Annotated in this window: 8 protein-coding genes; 7 read left to right on the top strand and 1 reads right to left on the bottom strand. The window is 44.9% G+C overall.

Annotation, left to right across the window (positions count from 1 at the left end):
* Position 1: 1 nt before the first annotated feature.
* From lpdA to sucD, 3 genes are all read left to right on the top strand, one after another.
* A complete protein-coding gene (gene lpdA, locus ACS125_RS00040) occupies positions 2-1435 on the top strand; it encodes a dihydrolipoyl dehydrogenase (protein WP_004789427.1) in 1434 nt (477 codons plus the stop codon).
* A 147-nt stretch (positions 1436-1582) separates the two neighbouring features.
* On the top strand, positions 1583-2749 hold the full coding sequence (sucC, locus tag ACS125_RS00035; protein WP_003655470.1) for an ADP-forming succinate--CoA ligase subunit beta: 1167 nt from the start codon (positions 1583-1585) through the stop codon (positions 2747-2749).
* Positions 2750-2763: 14 nt separating this feature from the next.
* Positions 2764-3654, top strand: a complete 891-nt coding sequence (gene sucD, locus ACS125_RS00030; protein WP_003655479.1) for a succinate--CoA ligase subunit alpha — start codon at positions 2764-2766, stop codon at positions 3652-3654.
* A gap of 409 nt (positions 3655-4063) precedes the next feature.
* Here the strand turns inward: sucD and trpS are convergent, their stop codons facing one another.
* On the bottom strand, positions 4064-5077 hold the full coding sequence (gene trpS, locus ACS125_RS00025; RefSeq protein WP_004789430.1) for a tryptophan--tRNA ligase: 1014 nt from the start codon (positions 5075-5077) through the stop codon (positions 4064-4066).
* Positions 5078-5284: 207 nt separating this feature from the next.
* Here trpS and ACS125_RS00020 point away from each other — a divergent pair, with 207 nt between their 5' ends.
* From ACS125_RS00020 to ACS125_RS00005, 4 genes are all read left to right on the top strand, one after another.
* The gene (locus ACS125_RS00020; RefSeq protein ID WP_005310080.1) at positions 5285-6214 is read left to right on the top strand and encodes a DUF808 domain-containing protein; all 930 of its coding nucleotides are present in this window, start codon (positions 5285-5287) and stop codon (positions 6212-6214) included.
* 26 nt (positions 6215-6240) lie between these two features.
* A complete protein-coding gene (gene ypfJ / locus ACS125_RS00015) occupies positions 6241-7140 on the top strand; it encodes a KPN_02809 family neutral zinc metallopeptidase (protein WP_004789433.1) in 900 nt (299 codons plus the stop codon).
* 240 nt (positions 7141-7380) lie between these two features.
* Entirely contained in the window at positions 7381-8883 is a 1503-nt protein-coding gene (locus ACS125_RS00010; protein WP_004789435.1) for a cation:proton antiporter, read from the top strand.
* Between the two features lie 456 nt (positions 8884-9339).
* Positions 9340-21272, top strand: an 11933-nt coding sequence (locus ACS125_RS00005) for an Ig-like domain-containing protein (protein ID WP_443269910.1), incomplete at its 3' end; no start/stop codon positions are given.

Genomic DNA, 21272 nt, shown 5'->3' with positions numbered 1-21272 from the left:
AATGTCTCAACAATTTGATCTTGTTGTTATTGGCGGTGGTCCTGGTGGTTATGAAGCTGCAATTCGTGCTGCTCAACTAGGTTTTAAAGTCGCTTGTATCGAAAAACGTATTCACAACGGTAAGCCATCTTTAGGTGGTACATGCTTAAACGTAGGTTGTATCCCTTCTAAAGCATTACTTGACTCTTCACATCGTTATGAAGATACAGTACATCACTTGGCTGATCACGGTATTACTACAGGTGAAGTGAATTTTGATCTTGCTAAGCTTCTTGCTCGTAAAGACAAAATTGTTGACCAATTAACTGGTGGTATCGATCAATTGCTTAAAGGCAATGGTATTGAGTGGTTAAAAGGTACTGGTAAATTACTTGCTGGTAAAAAAGTTGAGTTTGTTTCACACGAAGGTGAGACTCAAGTTTTAGAACCTAAATACGTAATTCTTGCGTCTGGTTCTGTACCTGTAAATATTCCAGTAGCTCCTGTAGATCAAGATATTATTGTTGATTCAACTGGCGCATTAAACTTCCCAGAAGTACCTAAACGTTTAGGTGTTATTGGTGCTGGTGTAATCGGGTTAGAACTTGGTTCTGTTTGGCGTCGTCTTGGTGCTGAAGTTGTTGTATTTGAAGCAATGGATGCATTTTTACCAATGGCTGATAAAGCTTTGGCAAAAGAGTACCAAAAGCTTTTAACTAAGCAAGGTCTTGATATTCGTATTGGCGCTAAAGTTGCTGGTACTGAAGTTAATGGTCGTGAAGTGACTGTTAAATACACTCAAGGTGGCGAAGAAAAAACTCAGACTTTTGACAAATTAATCGTTTGTGTAGGCCGTAAAGCTTATGCAGAAGGTTTATTGGCTGATGATTCAGGCATTAAATTGACTGAACGTGGTCTAGTTGAAGTAAACGATTACTGTGCAACTTCTGTAGAAGGTGTATATGCGATTGGTGACTTAGTTCGTGGTCCAATGCTTGCTCATAAAGCAATGGAAGAAGGTGTAATGGCTGTTGAACGTATCCATGGTCATGCAGCTCAAGTGAACTACGACACAATCATTTCTGTTATCTATACACATCCGGAAGCGGCATGGGTTGGTTTAACTGAAGAACAAGCTAAAGAAAAAGGTCATGAAGTTAAAACTGGTCAATTCGGTTTTGCTGTAAATGGTCGTGCTTTAGCGGCGGGTGAAGGTGCTGGTTTCGTTAAGTTTGTTGCTGATGCAAAAACTGACCGTTTATTAGGTATGCATGTCATTGGACCTGCTGCATCTGATATCGTACACCAAGGTATGATCGCTCTTGAATTTGTATCTTCTGTTGAAGATCTTCAGTTAATGACATTTGGTCATCCAACATTCTCTGAAGTTGTTCATGAAGCTGCACTTGCTGTAGATGGTCGTGCAATTCACGCGATTCAACGTAAGCGTAAATAAAATAAAGAGCGGTTCTCCGCTCTTTTTCACATTTGATGGTGTGATTAAAAAAACATCAAGGTGATAGAGGTAGACAGCAATTTGCATATACAACATGAGAATGTTGCGCAAATTGAAGACAACAAACAAAGTTAAGTAGGTAACTAAATGAACTTACATGAGTATCAAGCTAAAGCGTTATTGAAAGAATATGGTATGCCGGTACAAGAAGGTATCTTGGCAACCAATGCAGACGAAGCAGTTGCTGCATTCGAACAGCTTGGTGGTAAATTCGCTGTAATGAAAGCGCAAGTTCATGCTGGTGGTCGTGGTAAGGCTGGTGGCGTTAAAGTTGCAAAATCTAAAGAAGATGTTATCGAGTTTGCAAATAACATTATTGGTACTCGTCTTGTAACGTATCAAACTGATGCAAATGGTCAACCAGTAAACAGCATTATTGTTGCTGAAGACGTATACCCAGTTGAGCGTGAGCTTTACTTGGGCGCGGTTGTAGACCGTTCTAGCCGTCGTATTACTTTCATGGCTTCTACAGAAGGTGGTGTAGAAATCGAGAAAGTTGCAGAAGAAACTCCAGAAAAAATTATCAAAGTTGAAGTTGATCCATTAGTTGGCTTACAACCATTCCAAGCGCGTGAAGTTGCGTTTGCTTTAGGTTTGAAAGACAAGCAAATCAGCCAATTTGTTAAAATTATGGCTGCTGCTTATCAAGCGTTTGTAGAAAATGACTTTGCATTATTCGAAATTAACCCACTTTCAGTTCGTGAAAATGGCGATATTTTATGTGTAGATGCAAAAGTTGGTATCGACTCTAACGCGCTTTACCGTTTACCTAAAGTTGCTGCTTTACGTGATAAATCTCAAGAGAATGAGCGTGAATTAAAAGCATCTGAATTCGACCTTAACTATGTTGCTTTAGAAGGTAACATCGGTTGTATGGTTAACGGTGCTGGTCTTGCAATGGCAACTATGGACATCATTAAACTTTATGGTGGTCAGCCTGCAAACTTCCTTGACGTTGGTGGCGGTGCAACTAAAGAGCGCGTAATCGAAGCGTTCAAAATCATCCTTGCTGATACATCTGTACAAGGTGTTTTAATTAACATCTTCGGTGGTATCGTACGTTGTGACATGATTGCTGAAGCGATTATTGCAGCGGTTCAAGAAGTAAATGTAACTGTTCCAGTTGTTGTTCGTTTAGAAGGTAACAACGCGGAGTTAGGTGCTAAATTACTTGATGAATCTGGTTTGAAATTAATTTCTGCGAACGGCTTGTCTGATGCCGCAGAAAAAGTTGTAGCTGCAGTTAAAGCGTAAGGGGAGTATCAATCATGAGCGTATTAATTAATAAAGACACTAAAGTATTGGTACAAGGTTTTACTGGTAAAAACGGTACTTTCCACTCTGCACAAGCTTTAGACTACGGTACAAAAGTTGTTGGTGGTGTTACTCCAGGTAAAGGTGGTACTACTCACCTTGACTTACCAGTATTCAACACAATGAAAGAAGCTGTACGTGAAACAAATGCAGACGCATCTGTAATTTATGTACCAGCTCCATTTGTTTTAGATTCTATCGTTGAAGCGGTTGATTCAGGTGTTGGCCTAATTGTTGTGATCACTGAAGGTGTTCCAACAATCGACATGCTTAAAGCAAAACGCTACTTAGAAACTAACGGTAACGGTACTCGTTTAGTTGGTCCTAACTGCCCAGGCGTGATCACTCCAGGCGAATGTAAGATTGGTATTATGCCAGGTCACATTCACCAACCAGGTCGTATTGGTATCATCTCACGTTCAGGTACATTGACTTATGAAGCTGTTGCTCAAACAACTAAGCTTGGTTTAGGTCAGTCTACTTGTATCGGTATTGGTGGTGACCCAATCCCAGGTATGAACCAAATCGAAGCTCTTCAATTGTTCCAAGACGATCCAGATACTGATGCAATCATCATGATCGGTGAGATCGGTGGTACAGCGGAAGAAGAAGCTGCTGAATTCATCAAATCTAACGTGACTAAGCCTGTAGTAGGTTACATTGCTGGTGTAACTGCACCTAAAGGTAAGCGTATGGGTCACGCTGGTGCGATCATTTCTGGTGGTCAAGGTACTGCTGAAGAGAAATTCGCTGCATTTGAACGCGCGGGAATGGCTTACACTCGTAGCCCAGCTGAGCTTGGTTCAACAATGTTGCAAGTTTTAAAAGAGAAAGGTTTAGCTTAATCGCTTTATTCTGAATCTTAAAAAAACACCGCATCTGAAAATGATGCGGTGTTTTTTTATCAATTAAATAAAAATAAGTAATCCAAAATAAAATTTCTAAAGAAAACAAAAATATTTAAGCAAAAAAATACGCAATGATTGGGGTGATCATTGCGTAGAACAACGAATCTGTAAAAACAGTTTCGGTTTAAGGAGAAATGTCGTGAGGTTCATATCATGTAACCTACATAATGAATAATAGAGATAGTTAAGAAATTCTTCATCGCTATTAGCGTTAATAAGTGTTACTTCACGTTAATAGGGTAAAAGCATGTGAATAGTCGTCAATACATTAGTAATTCTAAAAAATTATGCTATGAATAAAATAAGCATAAAAAAAGCCCCTAAGGGCTTTTCGTTTTGAAAGGAATTAGAATTTAAATAATCCTAAACCATCTTTAACTTCATCTAAGGTTTGTTGAGTAATAAGACGACACTTATCTGTACCTTGACGTAAAACATCCATAATGTAGTCAGGATCTTTAGCTAGTTCTTCACGACGTTCACGGATAGGGCTAATCAATTCTTTCAAAACACCTTCAAGGCGTTTTTTAACAGTTCCATCACCTAAACCACCGCGACGATAGTGTGCTTTTAACTCTTCAACTTCTTCTTTATTTGGATCAAATGCATCTAAGTAAGTAAATACAATATTTCCTTCAACCTGACCTGGATCTTCAATGCGAAGATGATTTGGGTCGGTATACATCGCATTTACAGCTTTTTTAATGTCTTTATCAGAAGCATTTAAAACAATGGTATTACCTAATGATTTAGACATTTTTGCCTTGCCATCAAAACCAGGTAAGCGTGCCATATTTGAAAGCAAAGCTTTACATTCAGGTAAAAGGTCTTGGCCAATCTGACGGTTTACTCGACGTACGATTTCATTGGTTTGTTCAATCATTGGAATTTGATCTTCACCCACTGGAACCACAGTCGCTTTAAAAGCAGTAATGTCAGCTGCTTGTGCAACAGGGTAGCAGAGGAAACCCGCTGGAATATCACGCTCAAAACCGCGCATTTGAATCTCAGACTTAATGGTTGGATTACGCTCTAAGCGTGCAACCGTCACGAAGTTAAGATAGAGCATAGTAAGCTCATTCAGTGCTGGTAAGCATGATTGAACGCAAATCGTGGTTTTTGTTGGATCAATGCCTACAGCTAAATAATCTAGAGCAACTTCCAAAATATTGCGACGGACTTTATCTGGGTTATCTGCATTGTCAGTTAGGGCTTGCGCATCTGCTAACAAGAGATGTTGATGATGGCTATCCTGTAAACCTACACGAGAACGCAAAGAACCGACAAAATGCCCAAGATGAAGTTGTCCGGTTGGGCGGTCGCCTGTCAAAATAATTGGACGCTGATCAACATTACTCATTATTTATTCCACTGTCTTATTGGCTTAATCAGGGGTAGTAAGCCCTGCAATATAAAAGATTGGCATTATTGTACGGGAAATAAAAAAAATTCGTCAGCGATTGGTTAAACTTTTCTTAAAATAATATTGTGAATTTATTCAGTAAAATTACAGAAATTGAAAAAAATCATCTTACAATAGCCTAATAAATACAAACTTGGATAAGAAATGGCAAGTGGCTTACTTTTATTACTAGATGATATTGCAACAATTTTAGATGATGTTGCTTTAATGAGCAAAATGGCAGCAAAGAAAACTGCTGGTGTTTTAGGCGATGATTTAGCTTTAAATGCGCAACAAGTTACAGGTGTGCGTGCAGATCGCGAAATACCTATTGTTTGGAAAGTGGCTAAAGGCTCATTTGTTAATAAACTTATTTTAGTTCCTTTGGCTTTGTTGATTAGTGTGATTGCGCCTTGGCTGATTAATCCACTATTAATGTTGGGAGGTTTATTTTTGTGTTATGAAGGGGTAGAGAAAGTTCTTCATACCATTATGCATAAAAAGCCCTCTACATCTGAAGAAGCAAAAGCAGAATTTGATAGTGAAGAATTAGATTTAGCAAATTTTGAAAAAGAAAAAGTAAAAGGAGCCGTTCGAACAGATTTTATTTTATCGGCTGAAATTGTTGTCATTTCTTTAGGCACCGTGGCTACAGCTAGTTTAATGACTAAGGTAAGCGTACTCAGTATTATTGCTATTGTGATGACAATTGGCGTTTATGGCTTAGTTGGCATGATTGTTAAGATTGATGATTTGGGATTATATTTAACGAAGCAAACTACCTCATTCAAGCAAACTATAGGTCGAGGTTTATTAGCTTTTGCACCTATTTTAATGAAATTACTTTCAATTGTAGGCACCATTGCAATGTTTTTAGTGGGTGGTGGGATTATTAATCATACGATTCCGTTACTTCATCACTTAACTGAAAACACAGTGGATCATGTAGAAACAATACCAGCGGTAGGCAATATTATTGGTGCTTTAACACCGACATTAATTAATTTTGGAATAGGATTGGTTGCGGGTGCAATTGTTCTATTAATTGTGAGCTTAATACAAAAAATGTGGCCAAAAAAAGCATCGGGTTCATGATGCCATTCTAAAATAAGAGGGAAATTATGCGCTGGAAAGGTCGTCGAATTAGTACCAATGTGGAAGACCGTCGAGGTGGTGGCGGTGTTAGAGCAGGTGGTATCAGCATTATTGGTTTGGTTGTTGCATTTGTTGCGTGGAAGTTTTTTGGGGTTGATCCACAACAAGCTTATCAGGCAACTCAGCAAGTCACTGCATCACAGCAGTCAAATGCAACTGCGCCAGAAAATTTAACACCCGAGCAAAAAGAAGCCTCTGATTTTGTTGGAACTGTTTTGGCTGATACAGAGGATACGTGGACTCCTATATTTAAACAGTTAGGTAAAACATATACGCCACCAAGATTGGTGCTATTTAGTGGAATGATTCAATCTGGATGTGGTACTGCTCAATCTGCAATGGGACCATTTTATTGTCCAGCAGATCAGAAGGTTTATATCGATACAGAATTCTTTAAAGATATGCGTCAGCAAATGGGAATTTCTGGTGAGCAAAACCAAACTGAACTTTCAAGACAAGATCAGGCAGGCGATTTTGCTCAAGCTTATGTGGTTGCACATGAGGTAGGGCACCATGTTCAAACCTTGCTTGGTATTTCTTCACAAGTACAACAAGCCCGTGCACAAGCAAGCCAAAGAGAAGGTAATCAATTATCTGTTCGCCAAGAATTGCAAGCGGATTGTTTAGCGGGTATTTGGGCGAGTCATAATCAGCAACGTACTCAATTTTTAGAGCAAGGTGATATTGAAGAAGCGATGGATGCTGCTCAAAAAATTGGAGACGATTATTTACAGAAACGCTCTACTGGTCAGGTTGTTCCAGATAGCTTTACCCATGGTAGTAGTGAACAGCGAATGCACTGGTTTCAGGTTGGTTTAAAAACTGGCGATATTAACCAATGCGATACTTTTAACAATCCAGTTTAATTTTTTCTAGGATGAGTCTTGTTAAACATATTTAAGAAGCTCATCCGTTTTTTTAGATCATAACTATAAATAATGTTAAGAAATTTAACAGAGTGATAGATTGTTCAATCAATTCGTTAAACTTGTGTCCTAATTTCTGTTTTTTATGATTATGGCATTCTTCATGCCAGTTTTTTATTAAGTTTGGTCGATCTAACAAAGTTTCACTTATTTGGTCGTTGACCCAGAAGAAGGGTATTAATGGGTAATTTTTTTCTACTACAAGCATTCACAGTGGTTTTTGCGCTATCAATCGCAACCACGATCTTCAATAAGCGCATTTTAGGCTTTCCTCAGGCTATTGGTGTGCCACTGGTCTCAGCAATTTTTGTCTTTATTTTGCAATGGGGCGCAAGCCTGCTAAACGGTAACCAGTTTATTACTATTAATATTCATAATATTGAAGAAGCCGTGCGCCATATCGATTTTTATGATTTTTTAATTAATGGTGTCATCTGTTTTATTTTAACTTCTTCAGCACTTAAATTTAAAATTTCTGATTTAAAAAGTTACTGGAAGCAAATTAGTATCTTGGCCACCATTGCATTAGTCATTTGCGCCGTTTTATTTGGTGGATTGCTCTATGGGTTCCAACTACTAGTTGGATATCATGTGCCAATTCTGGTGCTACTACTTTTAGGTGCAGCTTTAGGAGCAACAGACCCTATTGGTATTAAAGGTGTACTTAGTTCGATTCGTGCACCGCATCATTTGATCGTTAAGCTGGAAGGTGAGTCACTCTTTAATGATGCAATGTGTATTGCATTGTTTATGACTTTGCTTAATGTTTTACAGGGTGAACATTTCTCGTTGATGGCGACACTAGAAGCTCTACTCTATGAAATTGTTGTTGCAGTCGGGATTGGTTGGGCATTTGGGGTAGGAGTGTTGCGTCTATTACGTGGTAAACACGAAATGGAGTCCCTAATTTTGACAACAGCTTTGCTTGCGAGTGGAGCATATTTAGTGGCTTTGTTTGCCCATGCATCAGCACCGATTGCCTGTGTAATAGGTGGTTTAATTGTTGGAAACAAATGGAAAGAAATACGAGAAGAGCGAGAGATTCAAGAAGTTAATCATTTTTGGCATACCGTAGAAGGGATCATCAACTCATTCCTATTTACTTTAATTGGTCTAGAGTTATTTATTCTTGATTTAAACTTTAGCCTAATTTTAGGCGGTATTGTTGCGTTCTTTATCCTACATATCTCTCGTTTTGCAGCCAACTTCATGGCTTTTGCCTTTTTCCCGAATATGCGGAAAATGAAAAGTTATAATGGTAGCTTGACTATTTTATCTTGGGGTGGTGTACGAGGGGGGATTTCACTTGCATTGATTTTGGCGGTTGCCAATATTCCTGCATTAAGTCCTTATAGCAGTATCCTGATTGGCTATACTTTTATTAGTGTGTTGTTATCAGGCATCGTATGTGGTCTAGGCTTACCAGCTGTGATGAATGCTTTCTATTACAATCCGAATGAAGAAACCGAAGGTTTAAAAGGTCTCTATCAACGATTGTGTCATAAGATGAATCGAAGAGGCTTTCAATATATTGTTGGAGAGGATGCACTGGGTAGAGAAACAATTACCGTTTTTAATCCGGATATTCTGGTTGACCAAAAAACTGAAGATGGAATTGCAACAATGCATGACCCAAATAAGTTACAAGAAGTAAAACGATTTGAGAGTCCAGATAATTTCTAAATATTTGCGGTTTTAAATTTTATAAAAGATTTACAAATTAGGTTTTAGTGTAATAGTGAAATATTACCTAAAGCCTTTTTTTTTCTATATATATCATTAATAATATATTTTATTTTATTAAGATATTAATAATTGTTATATGGATACTTTAATTAAATGACTTTTCAACAAATGGTAAATATAAAAAAAGAAATTTGTTTTATATATAAAACATTTAAAGAAATTTTCCATTAAATTAACACAAGATAAACTCAAAGAAGACTTATATATAATTTCTATTAATTAAAATTTTTTCTTTAGGTACTTTAGTATTTGTTTTTTTTATTTTAAAGTGGTTAATGTAAAAATGATCACATTACTTAATGTTTTTAAGTTGTAGGTCAAAAACTTGAAAACATTAAGTAAAAAGAATTATACAAAAATCATTTAAATCAATAATATAAAAGGAATACAGATATGCCTGAAATACAAATTATTGCCAAGGATAGTCACGACACCTTGTCAACCATCAAGGGAACTTCCGCATCGCTTACAGAAGCATCGGTTGTATTGGTAAAAGTGGCTGCCAGTGATGTATTGGTAGTAAATAGGGAGGGAACCAATGCAGTCATTCGCCTGAAAAATGGCGAGACAATTGTTATTGAAGGCTTTTTTAGTGGAACAGCTGAGCCTAAAGATAACAGCCTTGTTTTTCAAGACGAAAATGGACAGTTAATTTGGGCAAAATTCAAAGATGCTGAAAATGATGCAGACGCGGATGCTGATGCGGATGCTGATGCCGACAGTGATGTTGAGCCACAAGCACTCGTAGCTGAAGATTTACCAGCTGCTTTACCAGCAGAGGCACCACAAGAGTTGGTGTCTGATGTCATTTATCAACCTATTTCTTCAATTGAACCATTGCTTTATCACGATGGCGGTATAAACCCATGGCTGTGGGCTATCCCATTAGTTGCGGGTGGTATTATCGCAGCAGCATCGAACCATGATAGTAATAATGACTCTTCAACACCTACCGATACGACTCCACCAAATACAGATGGGGTAACTTTCTCTGTTAATTCAGTTACATCAGATAATGTACTTAATGCCTCAGAGGCAGCAGGTAATGTCACGATTACTGGTATTTTGAAAAACATTCCAGCAGATGCAGCAAATACTGTGGTAACTGTTGTAATTAATGGTGTGACTTATAATGCGATAGTAGATAAGAATGCGGGCACATGGAGTGTAAGCGTACCGGGTAGCGGTTTAAAAGCAGATCCAGATCAAACTATTGATGCTACTGTAACGTTTACAGATGCAGCAGGTAATAGCAGCACTGTTAAAGATACGCAAACTTATACAGTAGATACCACTGCACCAAATGCACCAGTGATTGACCCGGTGAATGGGACAGACCCAATTACAGGTACGGCAGAACCTGGTTCAACAGTGACTGTGACTTATCCTGACGGAAGTACGAAAACTGTTGTAGCAGGACCAGATGGTACATGGTCAGTTGATAATCCTGGTGATCTTAAAGATGGAGATACTGTAACAGCCGTAGCAACAGACCCTGCTGGCAATACTTCCGGACCAGGGACTGCTATTGTCGATGCCGTTGGGCCAAATACAGATGGTGTCAACTTTGCAGTTGATTCAGTAACTGCTGACAACGTGATTAATGCTTCAGAAGCATCAGGTAATGTCACCATTACAGGTGTCTTGAAAAATGTTCCGGCAGATGCGATGAATACAGTCGTTACTGTTGTTATTAATGGTCAAACATATACTGCAACAGTTGATAAAGTTGCAGGTACTTGGAGTGTAAGTGTACCGGGTAGTGGTTTGGTTGCTGATACAGATAAAACCATTGATGCCAAAGTAACCTTCACAGATGCAGCAGGTAATAGCAGTACTGTTAACGATACACAAACTTATACGCTTGATACATCAGCGCCGACAGTTGCTTTTGATGATGTGTTGACCAATGACAGCACACCTGCGCTGACTGGTACAGTGAACGATCCGACCGCCACTGTGGTGGTGACTGTGGATGGTGTTGACTATCCAGCGACCAACAATGGTGACGGCACCTGGACGCTTGCAGACAATACACTGCCTGCATTAACTGACGGTCCACACACGATTACCGTGACTGCAACAGATGCAGCAGGTAACAAAGGTACAGATACAGGTGTGGTCACTGTTGATACTGCAGCACCAAATACAGGATCAGTAAATTTTGCGATTGATTCGGTAACATCTGACAACGTGATTAATGCTTCAGAAGCATCAGGCAATGTTACGGTTAGTGGTGTTTTGAAAAACGTTCCGGCAGATGCCGCGAATACAGTCGTTACTGTTGTTATTAATGGTCAAACGTATACTGCAACTGTAGACAGTGCAGCAGGTACATGGACAGTAAGTGTACCGGGCAGCGATTTAACGGCAGATGCAGATAAGACGATTGATGCGAAAGTAACGTTTACAGATGCATTAGGTAATAGCAGCACAGTTAACGATACACAAACTTATACAGTAGATACCACTGCACCTGATGCGCCAGTAATTAACCCGGTTAACGGGACAGACCCAATTACAGGTACAGCAGAACCTGGCTCAACAGTCACTGTGACCTATCCTGATGGCAGTACAGCAAGTGTAGTTGCAGGACCGGATGGTAGCTGGACTGTGCCAAATCCAGGTTTAAATGACGGAGACAAGGTAACAGCAATCGCTACCGATCCAGCAGGTAACCCATCATTACCAGGCACAGGTACTGTCGATGCAGTGGGTCCAGATACAAGTGGTGTCAACTTCGCGGTTGACTCTGTCACTTCTGACAACGTGATTAATGCTTCAGAAGCATCAGGCAATGTTACGGTTAGTGGTGTTTTGAAAAACGTTCCGGCAGATGCCGCGAATACAGTCGTTACTGTTGTTATTAATGGTCAAACGTATACTGCAACTGTAGACAGTGCAGCAGGTACATGGACAGTAAGTGTACCGGGCAGCGATTTAACGGCAGATGCAGATAAGACGATTGATGCGAAAGTAACGTTTACAGATGCATTAGGTAATAGCAGCACAGTTAACGATACACAAACTTATACAGTAGATACCACTGCACCTGATGCGCCAGTAATTAACCCGGTTAACGGGACAGACCCAATTACAGGTACAGCAGAACCTGGCTCAACAGTCACTGTGACCTATCCTGATGGCAGTACAGCAAGTGTAGTTGCAGGACCGGATGGTAGCTGGACTGTGCCAAATCCAGGTTTAAATGACGGAGACAAGGTAACAGCAATCGCTACCGATCCAGCAGGTAACCCATCATTACCAGGCACAGGTACTGTCGATGCAGTGGGTCCAGATACAAGTGGTGTCAACTTCGCGGTTGACTCTGTCACTTCTGACAACGTGATTAATGCTTCAGAAGCATCAGGCAATGTTACGGTTAGTGGTGTTTTGAAAAACGTTCCGGCAGATGCCGCGAATACAGTCGTTACTGTTGTTATTAATGGTCAAACGTATACTGCAACTGTAGACAGTGCAGCAGGTACATGGACAGTAAGTGTACCGGGCAGCGATTTAACGGCAGATGCAGATAAGACGATTGATGCGAAAGTAACGTTTACAGATGCATTAGGTAATAGCAGCACAGTTAACGATACACAAACTTATACAGTAGATACCACTGCACCTGATGCGCCAGTAATTAACCCGGTTAACGGGACAGACCCAATTACAGGTACAGCAGAACCTGGCTCAACAGTCACTGTGACCTATCCTGATGGCAGTACAGCAAGCGTTGTAGCAGGACCGGATGGCAGTTGGACTGTGCCAAATCCAGGTCTTAATGATGGTGATGAAGTTACGGCAGTTACAACAGATCCTGCTGGCAATACATCAGGACCTGCAACAGGTGTCGTAGATGCGCTTGCACCGACAGTCGCTCTTAATGATCTATTAACCAATGACAGCACACCAGCACTGACTGGTACAGTGAACGATCCGACTGCGACTGTTGTAGTGACTGTGGATGGTGTGAACTACCCAGCGACCAACAATGGTGACGGCACCTGGACCCTTGCAGACAATACACTGCCTGTATTAACAGACGGTCCACACACCATTACCGTGACAGCAACTGACCCTGCAGGCAATGCAGGAACAGATACAGCTGTGGTAACGATTGATACCACTGCACCAAATGCACCGGTCCTTGATCCAATCAATGCGACTGATCCAGTAACAGGTACAGCAGAACCGGGTTCAACTGTGACTGTAAGCTTCCCTGACGGTACGACAGCAACTGTGGTTGCAGGTACAGACGGCAGCTGGTCAGTAGCAAACCCAGGTGACTTGACGGATGGTCAAACGGTGACAGCAACAGCAACTGACCCTGCAGGCAATACCTCATTGCCAGGTTCAGGCGTGGTGTCTGCGGACATTACTGCACCTGTGGTTGCGCTCGATGATGTGTTGACCAATGACAGCACACCAGCACTGACTGGTACAGTGAATGATCCGACTGCGACTGTGGTGGTGACTGTGGATGGTGTGAACTATCCAGCGACCAACAATGGTGACGGCACCTGGACCCTTGCAGACAATACACTGCCTGTATTAACAGACGGTCCACATACCATTACCGTGACTGCAACTGATGCAGCAGGCAATGTGGGTACGGATACGGCTGTGGTGACAGTGGATACCACTGCACCAAATGCACCGGTCCTTGATCCAATCAATGCGACTGATCCAGTGACAGGTACAGCAGAACCGGGTTCAACCGTGACTGTAAGCTTCCCTGACGGTACGACAGCAACTGTGGTTGCAGGTACAGACGGCAGCTGGTCAGTAGCAAACCCAGGTGACTTGACGGATGGTCAAACGGTGACAGCAACAGCAACTGACCCTGCAGGCAATACTTCATTGCCAGGTTCAGGCGTGGTGTCTGCGGACATTACTGCACCTGTGGTTGCACTCGATGATGTGTTGACCAATGACAGCACACCAGCACTCACTGGTACTGTGAACGATCCGACTGCGACTGTGGTGGTGACTGTCGATGGTACAGACTATCCAGCGACCAACAATGGTGACGGCACCTGGACCCTTGCAGACAATACACTGCCTGCATTAACAGACGGTCCACACACCATTACCGTGACAGCAACTGACCCTGCAGGTAATGCAGGAACAGATACAGCTGTGGTAACGATTGATACCACTGCACCAAATGCACCGGTCCTTGATCCAATCAATGCGACTGATCCAGTGACAGGTACAGCAGAACCGGGTTCAACCGTGACTGTAAGCTTCCCTGACGGTACGACAGCAACTGTGGTTGCAGGTACAGACGGCAGCTGGTCAGTAGCAAACCCAGGTGACTTGACGGATGGTCAAACGGTTACAGCAACAGCAACTGACCCTGCAGGCAATACTTCATTGCCAGGTTCAGGCGTAGTGTCTGCGGACATTACTGCACCTGTGGTTGCACTCGATGATGTGTTGACCAATGACAGCACACCAGCGTTGACGGGTACCGTGAACGATCCGACTGCGACTGTGGTGGTGACTGTTGATGGCACAGACTACCCAGCGACCAACAATGGTGACGGCACCTGGACCCTTGCAGACAATACCTTGCCTGTATTAACAGACGGTCCACATACCATTACCGTGACAGCAACTGACCCTGCAGGTAATGCAGGAACAGATACAGCTGTGGTAACGATTGATACCACTGCACCAAATGCACCGGTCCTTGATCCAATCAATGCGACTGATCCAGTGACAGGTACAGCAGAACCGGGTTCAACCGTGACTGTAAGCTTCCCTGACGGTACAACAGCAACTGTGGTTGCAGGTACAGACGGCAGCTGGTCAGTACCAAACCCAGGTGACTTGACGGATGGTCAAACGGTGACAGCAACAGCAACTGACCCTGCAGGCAATACTTCATTGCCAGGTTCAGGCGTGGTGTCTGCGGACATTACTGCACCTGTGGTTGCACTCGATGATGTGTTGACCAATGACAGCACACCAGCACTCACTGGTACTGTGAACGATCCGACTGCGACTGTGGTGGTGACTGTCGATGGTACAGACTATCCAGCGACCAACAATGGTGACGGCACCTGGACCCTTGCAGACAATACACTGCCTGCATTAACAGACGGTCCACATACCATTACCGTGACAGCAACTGACCCTGCAGGTAATGCAGGAACAGATACAGCTGTGGTAACGATTGATACCACTGCACCAAATGCACCGGTCCTTGATCCAATCAATGCGACTGATCCAGTGACAGGTACAGCAGAACCGGGTTCAACCGTGACTGTAAGCTTCCCTGACGGTACGACAGCAACTGTGGTTGCAGGTACAGACGGCAGCTGGTCAGTAGCAAACCCAGGTGACTTGACGGATGGTCAAACGGTTACAGCAACAGCAACTGACCCTGCAGGCAATACTTCATTGCCAGGTTCAGGCGTGGTGTCTGCGGACATTACTGCACCTGTCGTTGCGCTCGATGATGTGTTGACCAATGACAGCACACCAGCGTTGACGGGTACCGTGAACGATCCGACTGCGACTGTGGTGGTGACTGTTGATGGCACAGACTACCCAGCGACCAACAATGGTGACGGCACCTGGACCCTTGCAGACAATACACTGCCTGCATTAACAGACGGTCCACATACCATTACCGTGACAGCAACTGACCCTGCAGGTAATGCAGGAACAGATACAGCTGTGGTAACGATTGATACCACTGCACCAAATGCACCGGTCCTTGATCCAATCAATGCGACTGATCCAGTGACAGGTACAGCAGAACCGGGTTCAACCGTGACTGTAAGCTTCCCTGACGGTACGACAGCAACTGTGGTTGCAGGTACAGACGGCAGCTGGTCAGTAGCAAACCCAGGTGACTTGACGGATGGTCAAACGGTTACAGCAACAGCAACTGACCCTGCAGGCAATACTTCATTGCCAGGTTCAGGCGTGGTGTCTGCGGACATTACTGCACCTGTGGTTGCACTCGATGATGTGTTGACCAATGACAGCACACCAGCACTCACTGGTACTGTGAACGATCCGACTGCGACTGTGGTGGTGACTGTCGATGGTACAGACTATCCAGCGACCAACAATGGTGACGGCACCTGGACCCTTGCAGACAATACACTGCCTGCATTAACAGACGGTCCACATACCATTACCGTGACAGCAACTGACCCTGCAGGTAATGCAGGAACAGATACAGCTGTGGTAACGATTGATACCACTGCACCAAATGCACCGGTCCTTGATCCAATCAATGCGACTGATCCAGTGACAGGTACAGCAGAACCGGGTTCAACCGTGACTGTAAGCTTCCCTGACGGTACGACAGCAACTGTGGTTGCAGGTACAGACGGCAGCTGGTCAGTAGCAAACCCAGGTGACTTGACGGATGGTCAAACGGTTACAGCAACAGCAACTGACCCTGCAGGCAATACTTCATTGCCAGGTTCAGGCGTGGTGTCTGCGGACATTACTGCACCTGTGGTTGCACTCGATGATGTGTTGACCAATGACAGCACACCAGCACTCACTGGTACTGTGAACGATCCGACTGCGACTGTGGTGGTGACTGTCGATGGTACAGACTATCCAGCGACCAACAATGGTGACGGCACCTGGACCCTTGCAGACAATACACTGCCTGCATTAACAGACGGTCCACATACCATTACCGTGACAGCAACTGACCCTGCAGGTAATGCAGGAACAGATACAGCTGTGGTAACGATTGATACCACTGCACCAAATGCACCGGTCCTTGATCCAATCAATGCGACTGATCCAGTGACAGGTACAGCAGAACCGGGTTCAACCGTGACTGTAAGCTTCCCTGACGGTACGACAGCAACTGTGGTTGCAGGTACAGACGGCAGCTGGTCAGTAGCAAACCCAGGTGACTTGACGGATGGTCAAACGGTTACAGCAACAGCAACTGACCCTGCAGGCAATACTTCATTGCCAGGTTCAGGCGTGGTGTCTGCGGACATTACTGCACCTGTGGTTGCACTCGATGATGTGTTGACCAATGACAGCACACCAGCACTCACTGGTACTGTGAACGATCCGACTGCGACTGTGGTGGTGACTGTCGATGGTACAGACTATCCAGCGACCAACAATGGTGACGGCACCTGGACCCTTGCAGACAATACACTGCCTGCATTAACAGACGGTCCACATACCATTACCGTGACAGCAACTGACCCTGCAGGTAATGCAGGAACAGATACAGCTGTGGTAACGATTGATACCACTGCACCAAATGCACCGGTCCTTGATCCAATCAATGCGACTGATCCAGTGACAGGTACAGCAGAACCGGGTTCAACCGTGACTGTAAGCTTCCCTGACGGTACGACAGCAACTGTGGTTGCAGGTACAGACGGCAGCTGGTCAGTAGCAAACCCAGGTGACTTGACGGATGGTCAAACGGTTACAGCAACAGCAACTGACCCTGCAGGCAATACTTCATTGCCAGGTTCAGGCGTGGTGTCTGCGGACATTACTGCACCTGTGGTTGCACTCGATGATGTGTTGACCAATGACAGCACACCAGCACTCACTGGTACTGTGAACGATCCGACTGCGACTGTGGTGGTGACTGTCGATGGTACAGACTATCCAGCGACCAACAATGGTGACGGCACCTGGACCCTTGCAGACAATACACTGCCTGCATTAACAGACGGTCCACATACCATTACCGTGACAGCAACTGACCCTGCAGGTAATGCAGGAACAGATACAGCTGTGGTAACGATTGATACCACTGCACCAAATGCACCGGTCCTTGATCCAATCAATGCGACTGATCCAGTGACAGGTACAGCAGAACCGGGTTCAACCGTGACTGTAAGCTTCCCTGACGGTACGACAGCAACTGTGGTTGCAGGTACAGACGGCAGCTGGTCAGTAGCAAACCCAGGTGACTTGACGGATGGTCAAACGGTTACAGCAACAGCAACTGACCCTGCAGGCAATACTTCATTGCCAGGTTCAGGCGTGGTGTCTGCGGACATTACTGCACCTGTGGTTGCACTCGATGATGTGTTGACCAATGACAGCACACCAGCACTCACTGGTACTGTGAACGATCCGACTGCGACTGTGGTGGTGACTGTCGATGGTACAGACTATCCAGCGACCAACAATGGTGACGGCACCTGGACCCTTGCAGACAATACACTGCCTGCATTAACAGACGGTCCACATACCATTACCGTGACAGCAACTGACCCTGCAGGTAATGCAGGAACAGATACAGCTGTGGTAACGATTGATACCACTGCACCAAATGCACCGGTCCTTGATCCAATCAATGCGACTGATCCAGTGACAGGTACAGCAGAACCGGGTTCAACCGTGACTGTAAGCTTCCCTGACGGTACGACAGCAACTGTGGTTGCAGGTACAGACGGCAGCTGGTCAGTAGCAAACCCAGGTGACTTGACGGATGGTCAAACGGTGACAGCAACAGCAACTGACCCTGCAGGCAATACTTCATTGCCAGGTTCAGGCGTGGTGTCTGCGGACATTACTGCACCTGTGGTTGCACTCGATGATGTGTTGACCAATGACAGCACACCAGCACTCACTGGTACTGTGAACGATCCGACTGCGACTGTGGTGGTGACTGTCGATGGTACAGACTATCCAGCGACCAACAATGGTGACGGCACCTGGACGCTTGCAGACAATACACTGCCTGCATTAACAGACGGTCCACACACCATTACCGTGACAGCAACTGACCCTGCAGGTAATGCAGGAACAGATACAGCTGTGGTAACGATTGATACCACTGCACCAAATGCACCGGTCCTTGATCCAATCAATGCGACTGATCCAGTGACAGGTACAGCAGAACCGGGTTCAACCGTGACTGTAAGCTTCCCTGACGGTACGACAGCAACTGTGGTTGCAGGTACAGACGGCAGCTGGTCAGTAGCAAACCCAGGTGACTTGACGGATGGTCAAACGGTTACAGCAACAGCAACTGACCCTGCAGGCAATACTTCATTGCCAGGTTCAGGCGTAGTGTCTGCGGACATTACTGCACCTGTCGTTGCACTCGATGATGTGTTGACCAATGACAGCACACCAGCGTTGACGGGTACCGTGAACGATCCGACTGCGACTGTGGTGGTGACTGTTGATGGCACAGACTACCCAGCGACCAACAATGGTGACGGCACCTGGACCCTTGCAGACAATACCTTGCCTGTATTAACAGACGGTCCACATACCATTACCGTGACAGCAACTGACCCTGCAGGTAATGCAGGAACAGATACAGCTGTGGTAACGATTGATACCACTGCACCAAATGCACCGGTCCTTGATCCAATCAATGCGACTGATCCAGTGACAGGTACAGCAGAACCGGGTTCAACCGTGACTGTAAGCTTCCCTGACGGTACAACAGCAACTGTGGTTGCAGGTACAGACGGCAGCTGGTCAGTACCAAACCCAGGTGACTTGACGGATGGTCAAACGGTGACAGCAACAGCAACTGACCCTGCAGGCAATACTTCATTGCCAGGTTCAGGCGTGGTGTCTGCGGACATTACTGCACCTGTGGTTGCACTCGATGATGTGTTGACCAATGACAGCACACCAGCACTCACTGGTACTGTGAACGATCCGACTGCGACTGTGGTGGTGACTGTCGATGGTACAGACTATCCAGCGACCAACAATGGTGACGGCACCTGGAGCCTTGCAGACAATACACTGCCTGTATTAACAGACGGTCCACATACCATTACCGTGACAGCAACTGACCCTGCAGGTAATGCAGGAACAGATACAGCTGTGGTAACGATTGATACCACTGCACCAAATGCACCGGTCCTTGATCCAATCAATGCGACTGATCCAGTGACAGGTACAGCAGAACCGGGTTCAACCGTGACTGTAAGCTTCCCTGACGGTACGACAGCAACTGTGGTTGCAGGTACAGACGGCAGCTGGTCAGTAGCAAACCCAGGTGACTTGACGGATGGTCAAACGGTTACAGCAACAGCAACTGACCCTGCAGGCAATACTTCATTGCCAGGTTCAGGCGTGGTGTCTGCGGACATTACTGCACCTGTCGTTGCGCTCGATGATGTGTTGACCAATGACAGCACACCAGCGTTCACTGGTACCGTGAACGATCCGACTGCGACTGTGGTGGTGACTGTTGATGGCACAGACTACCCAGCGACCAACAATGGTGACGGCACCTGGACCCTTGCAGACAATACACTGCCTGTATTAACAGACGGTCCACATACCATTACCGTGACAGCAACTGACCCTGCAGGTAATGCAGGAACAGATACAGCTGTGGTAACGATTGATACCACTGCACCAAATGCACCGGTCCTTGATCCAATCAATGCGACTGATCCAGTGACAGGTACAGCAGAACCGGGTTCAACCGTGACTGTAAGCTTCCCTGACGGTACAACAGCAACTGTGGTTGCAGGTACAGACGGCAGCTGGTCAGTAGCAAACCCAGGTGACTTGACGGATGGTCAAACGGTTACAGCAACAGCAACTGACCCTGCAGGCAATACTTCATTGCCAGGTTCAGGCGTGGTGTCTGCGGACATTACTGCACCTGTGGTTGCACTCGATGATGTGTTGACCAATGACAGCACACCAGCGTTGACGGGTACCGTGAACGATCCGACTGCGACTGTGGTGGTGACTGTTGATGGCACAGACTATCCAGCGACCAACAATGGTGACGGCACCTGGAGCCTTGCAGACAATACCTTGCCTGTATTAACAGACGGTCCACATACCATTACCGTGACAGCAACTGACCCTGCAGGTAATGCAGGAACAGATACAGCTGTGGTAACGATTGATACCACTGCACCAAATGCACCGGTCCTTGATCCAATCAATGCGACTGATCCAGTGACAGGTACAGCAGAACCGGGTTCAACCGTGACTGTAAGCTTCCCTGACGGTACGACAGCAACTGTGGTTGCAGGTACAGACGGCAGCTGGTCAGTAGCAAACCCAGGTGACTTGACGGATGGTCAAACGGTTACAGCAACAGCAACTGACCCTGCAGGCAATACTTCATTGCCAGGTTCAGGCGTAGTGTCTGCGGACATTACTGCACCTGTGGTTGCACTCGATGATGTGTTAACCAATGACAGCACACCAGCACTCACTGGTACAGTGAACGATCCGACTGCGACTGTGGTGGTGACTGTTGATGGCACAGACTATCCAGCGACCAACAATGGTGACGGCACCTGGACCCTTGCAGACAATACCTTGCCTGTATTAACAGACGGTCCACATACCATTACCGTGAC

It is taken from the genome of Acinetobacter sp. PFS20, assembly GCF_052261015.1.
In the GTDB taxonomy this organism is placed as follows: domain Bacteria; phylum Pseudomonadota; class Gammaproteobacteria; order Pseudomonadales; family Moraxellaceae; genus Acinetobacter.
Note: the sequence above shows the minus strand (reverse complement) of the source record. Positions and strands in the feature narration are given on the sequence as shown.

Excerpts from the sequence above, each read along its gene's own strand:
- ypfJ (WP_004789433.1), top strand. The coding sequence starts at position 6,241 with ATGCGCTGGAAAGGTCGTCGAATTAGTACCAATGTGGAAGACCGTCGA.
- sucC (WP_003655470.1), top strand. The coding sequence starts at position 1,583 with ATGAACTTACATGAGTATCAAGCTAAAGCGTTATTGAAAGAATATGGT.
- lpdA (WP_004789427.1), top strand. The coding sequence starts at position 2 with ATGTCTCAACAATTTGATCTTGTTGTTATTGGCGGTGGTCCTGGTGGT.
- trpS (WP_004789430.1), bottom strand. The coding sequence starts at position 5,077 with ATGAGTAATGTTGATCAGCGTCCAATTATTTTGACAGGCGACCGCCCA.
- sucD (WP_003655479.1), top strand. The coding sequence starts at position 2,764 with ATGAGCGTATTAATTAATAAAGACACTAAAGTATTGGTACAAGGTTTT.
- ACS125_RS00020 (WP_005310080.1), top strand. The coding sequence starts at position 5,285 with ATGGCAAGTGGCTTACTTTTATTACTAGATGATATTGCAACAATTTTA.
- ACS125_RS00010 (WP_004789435.1), top strand. The coding sequence starts at position 7,381 with ATGGGTAATTTTTTTCTACTACAAGCATTCACAGTGGTTTTTGCGCTA.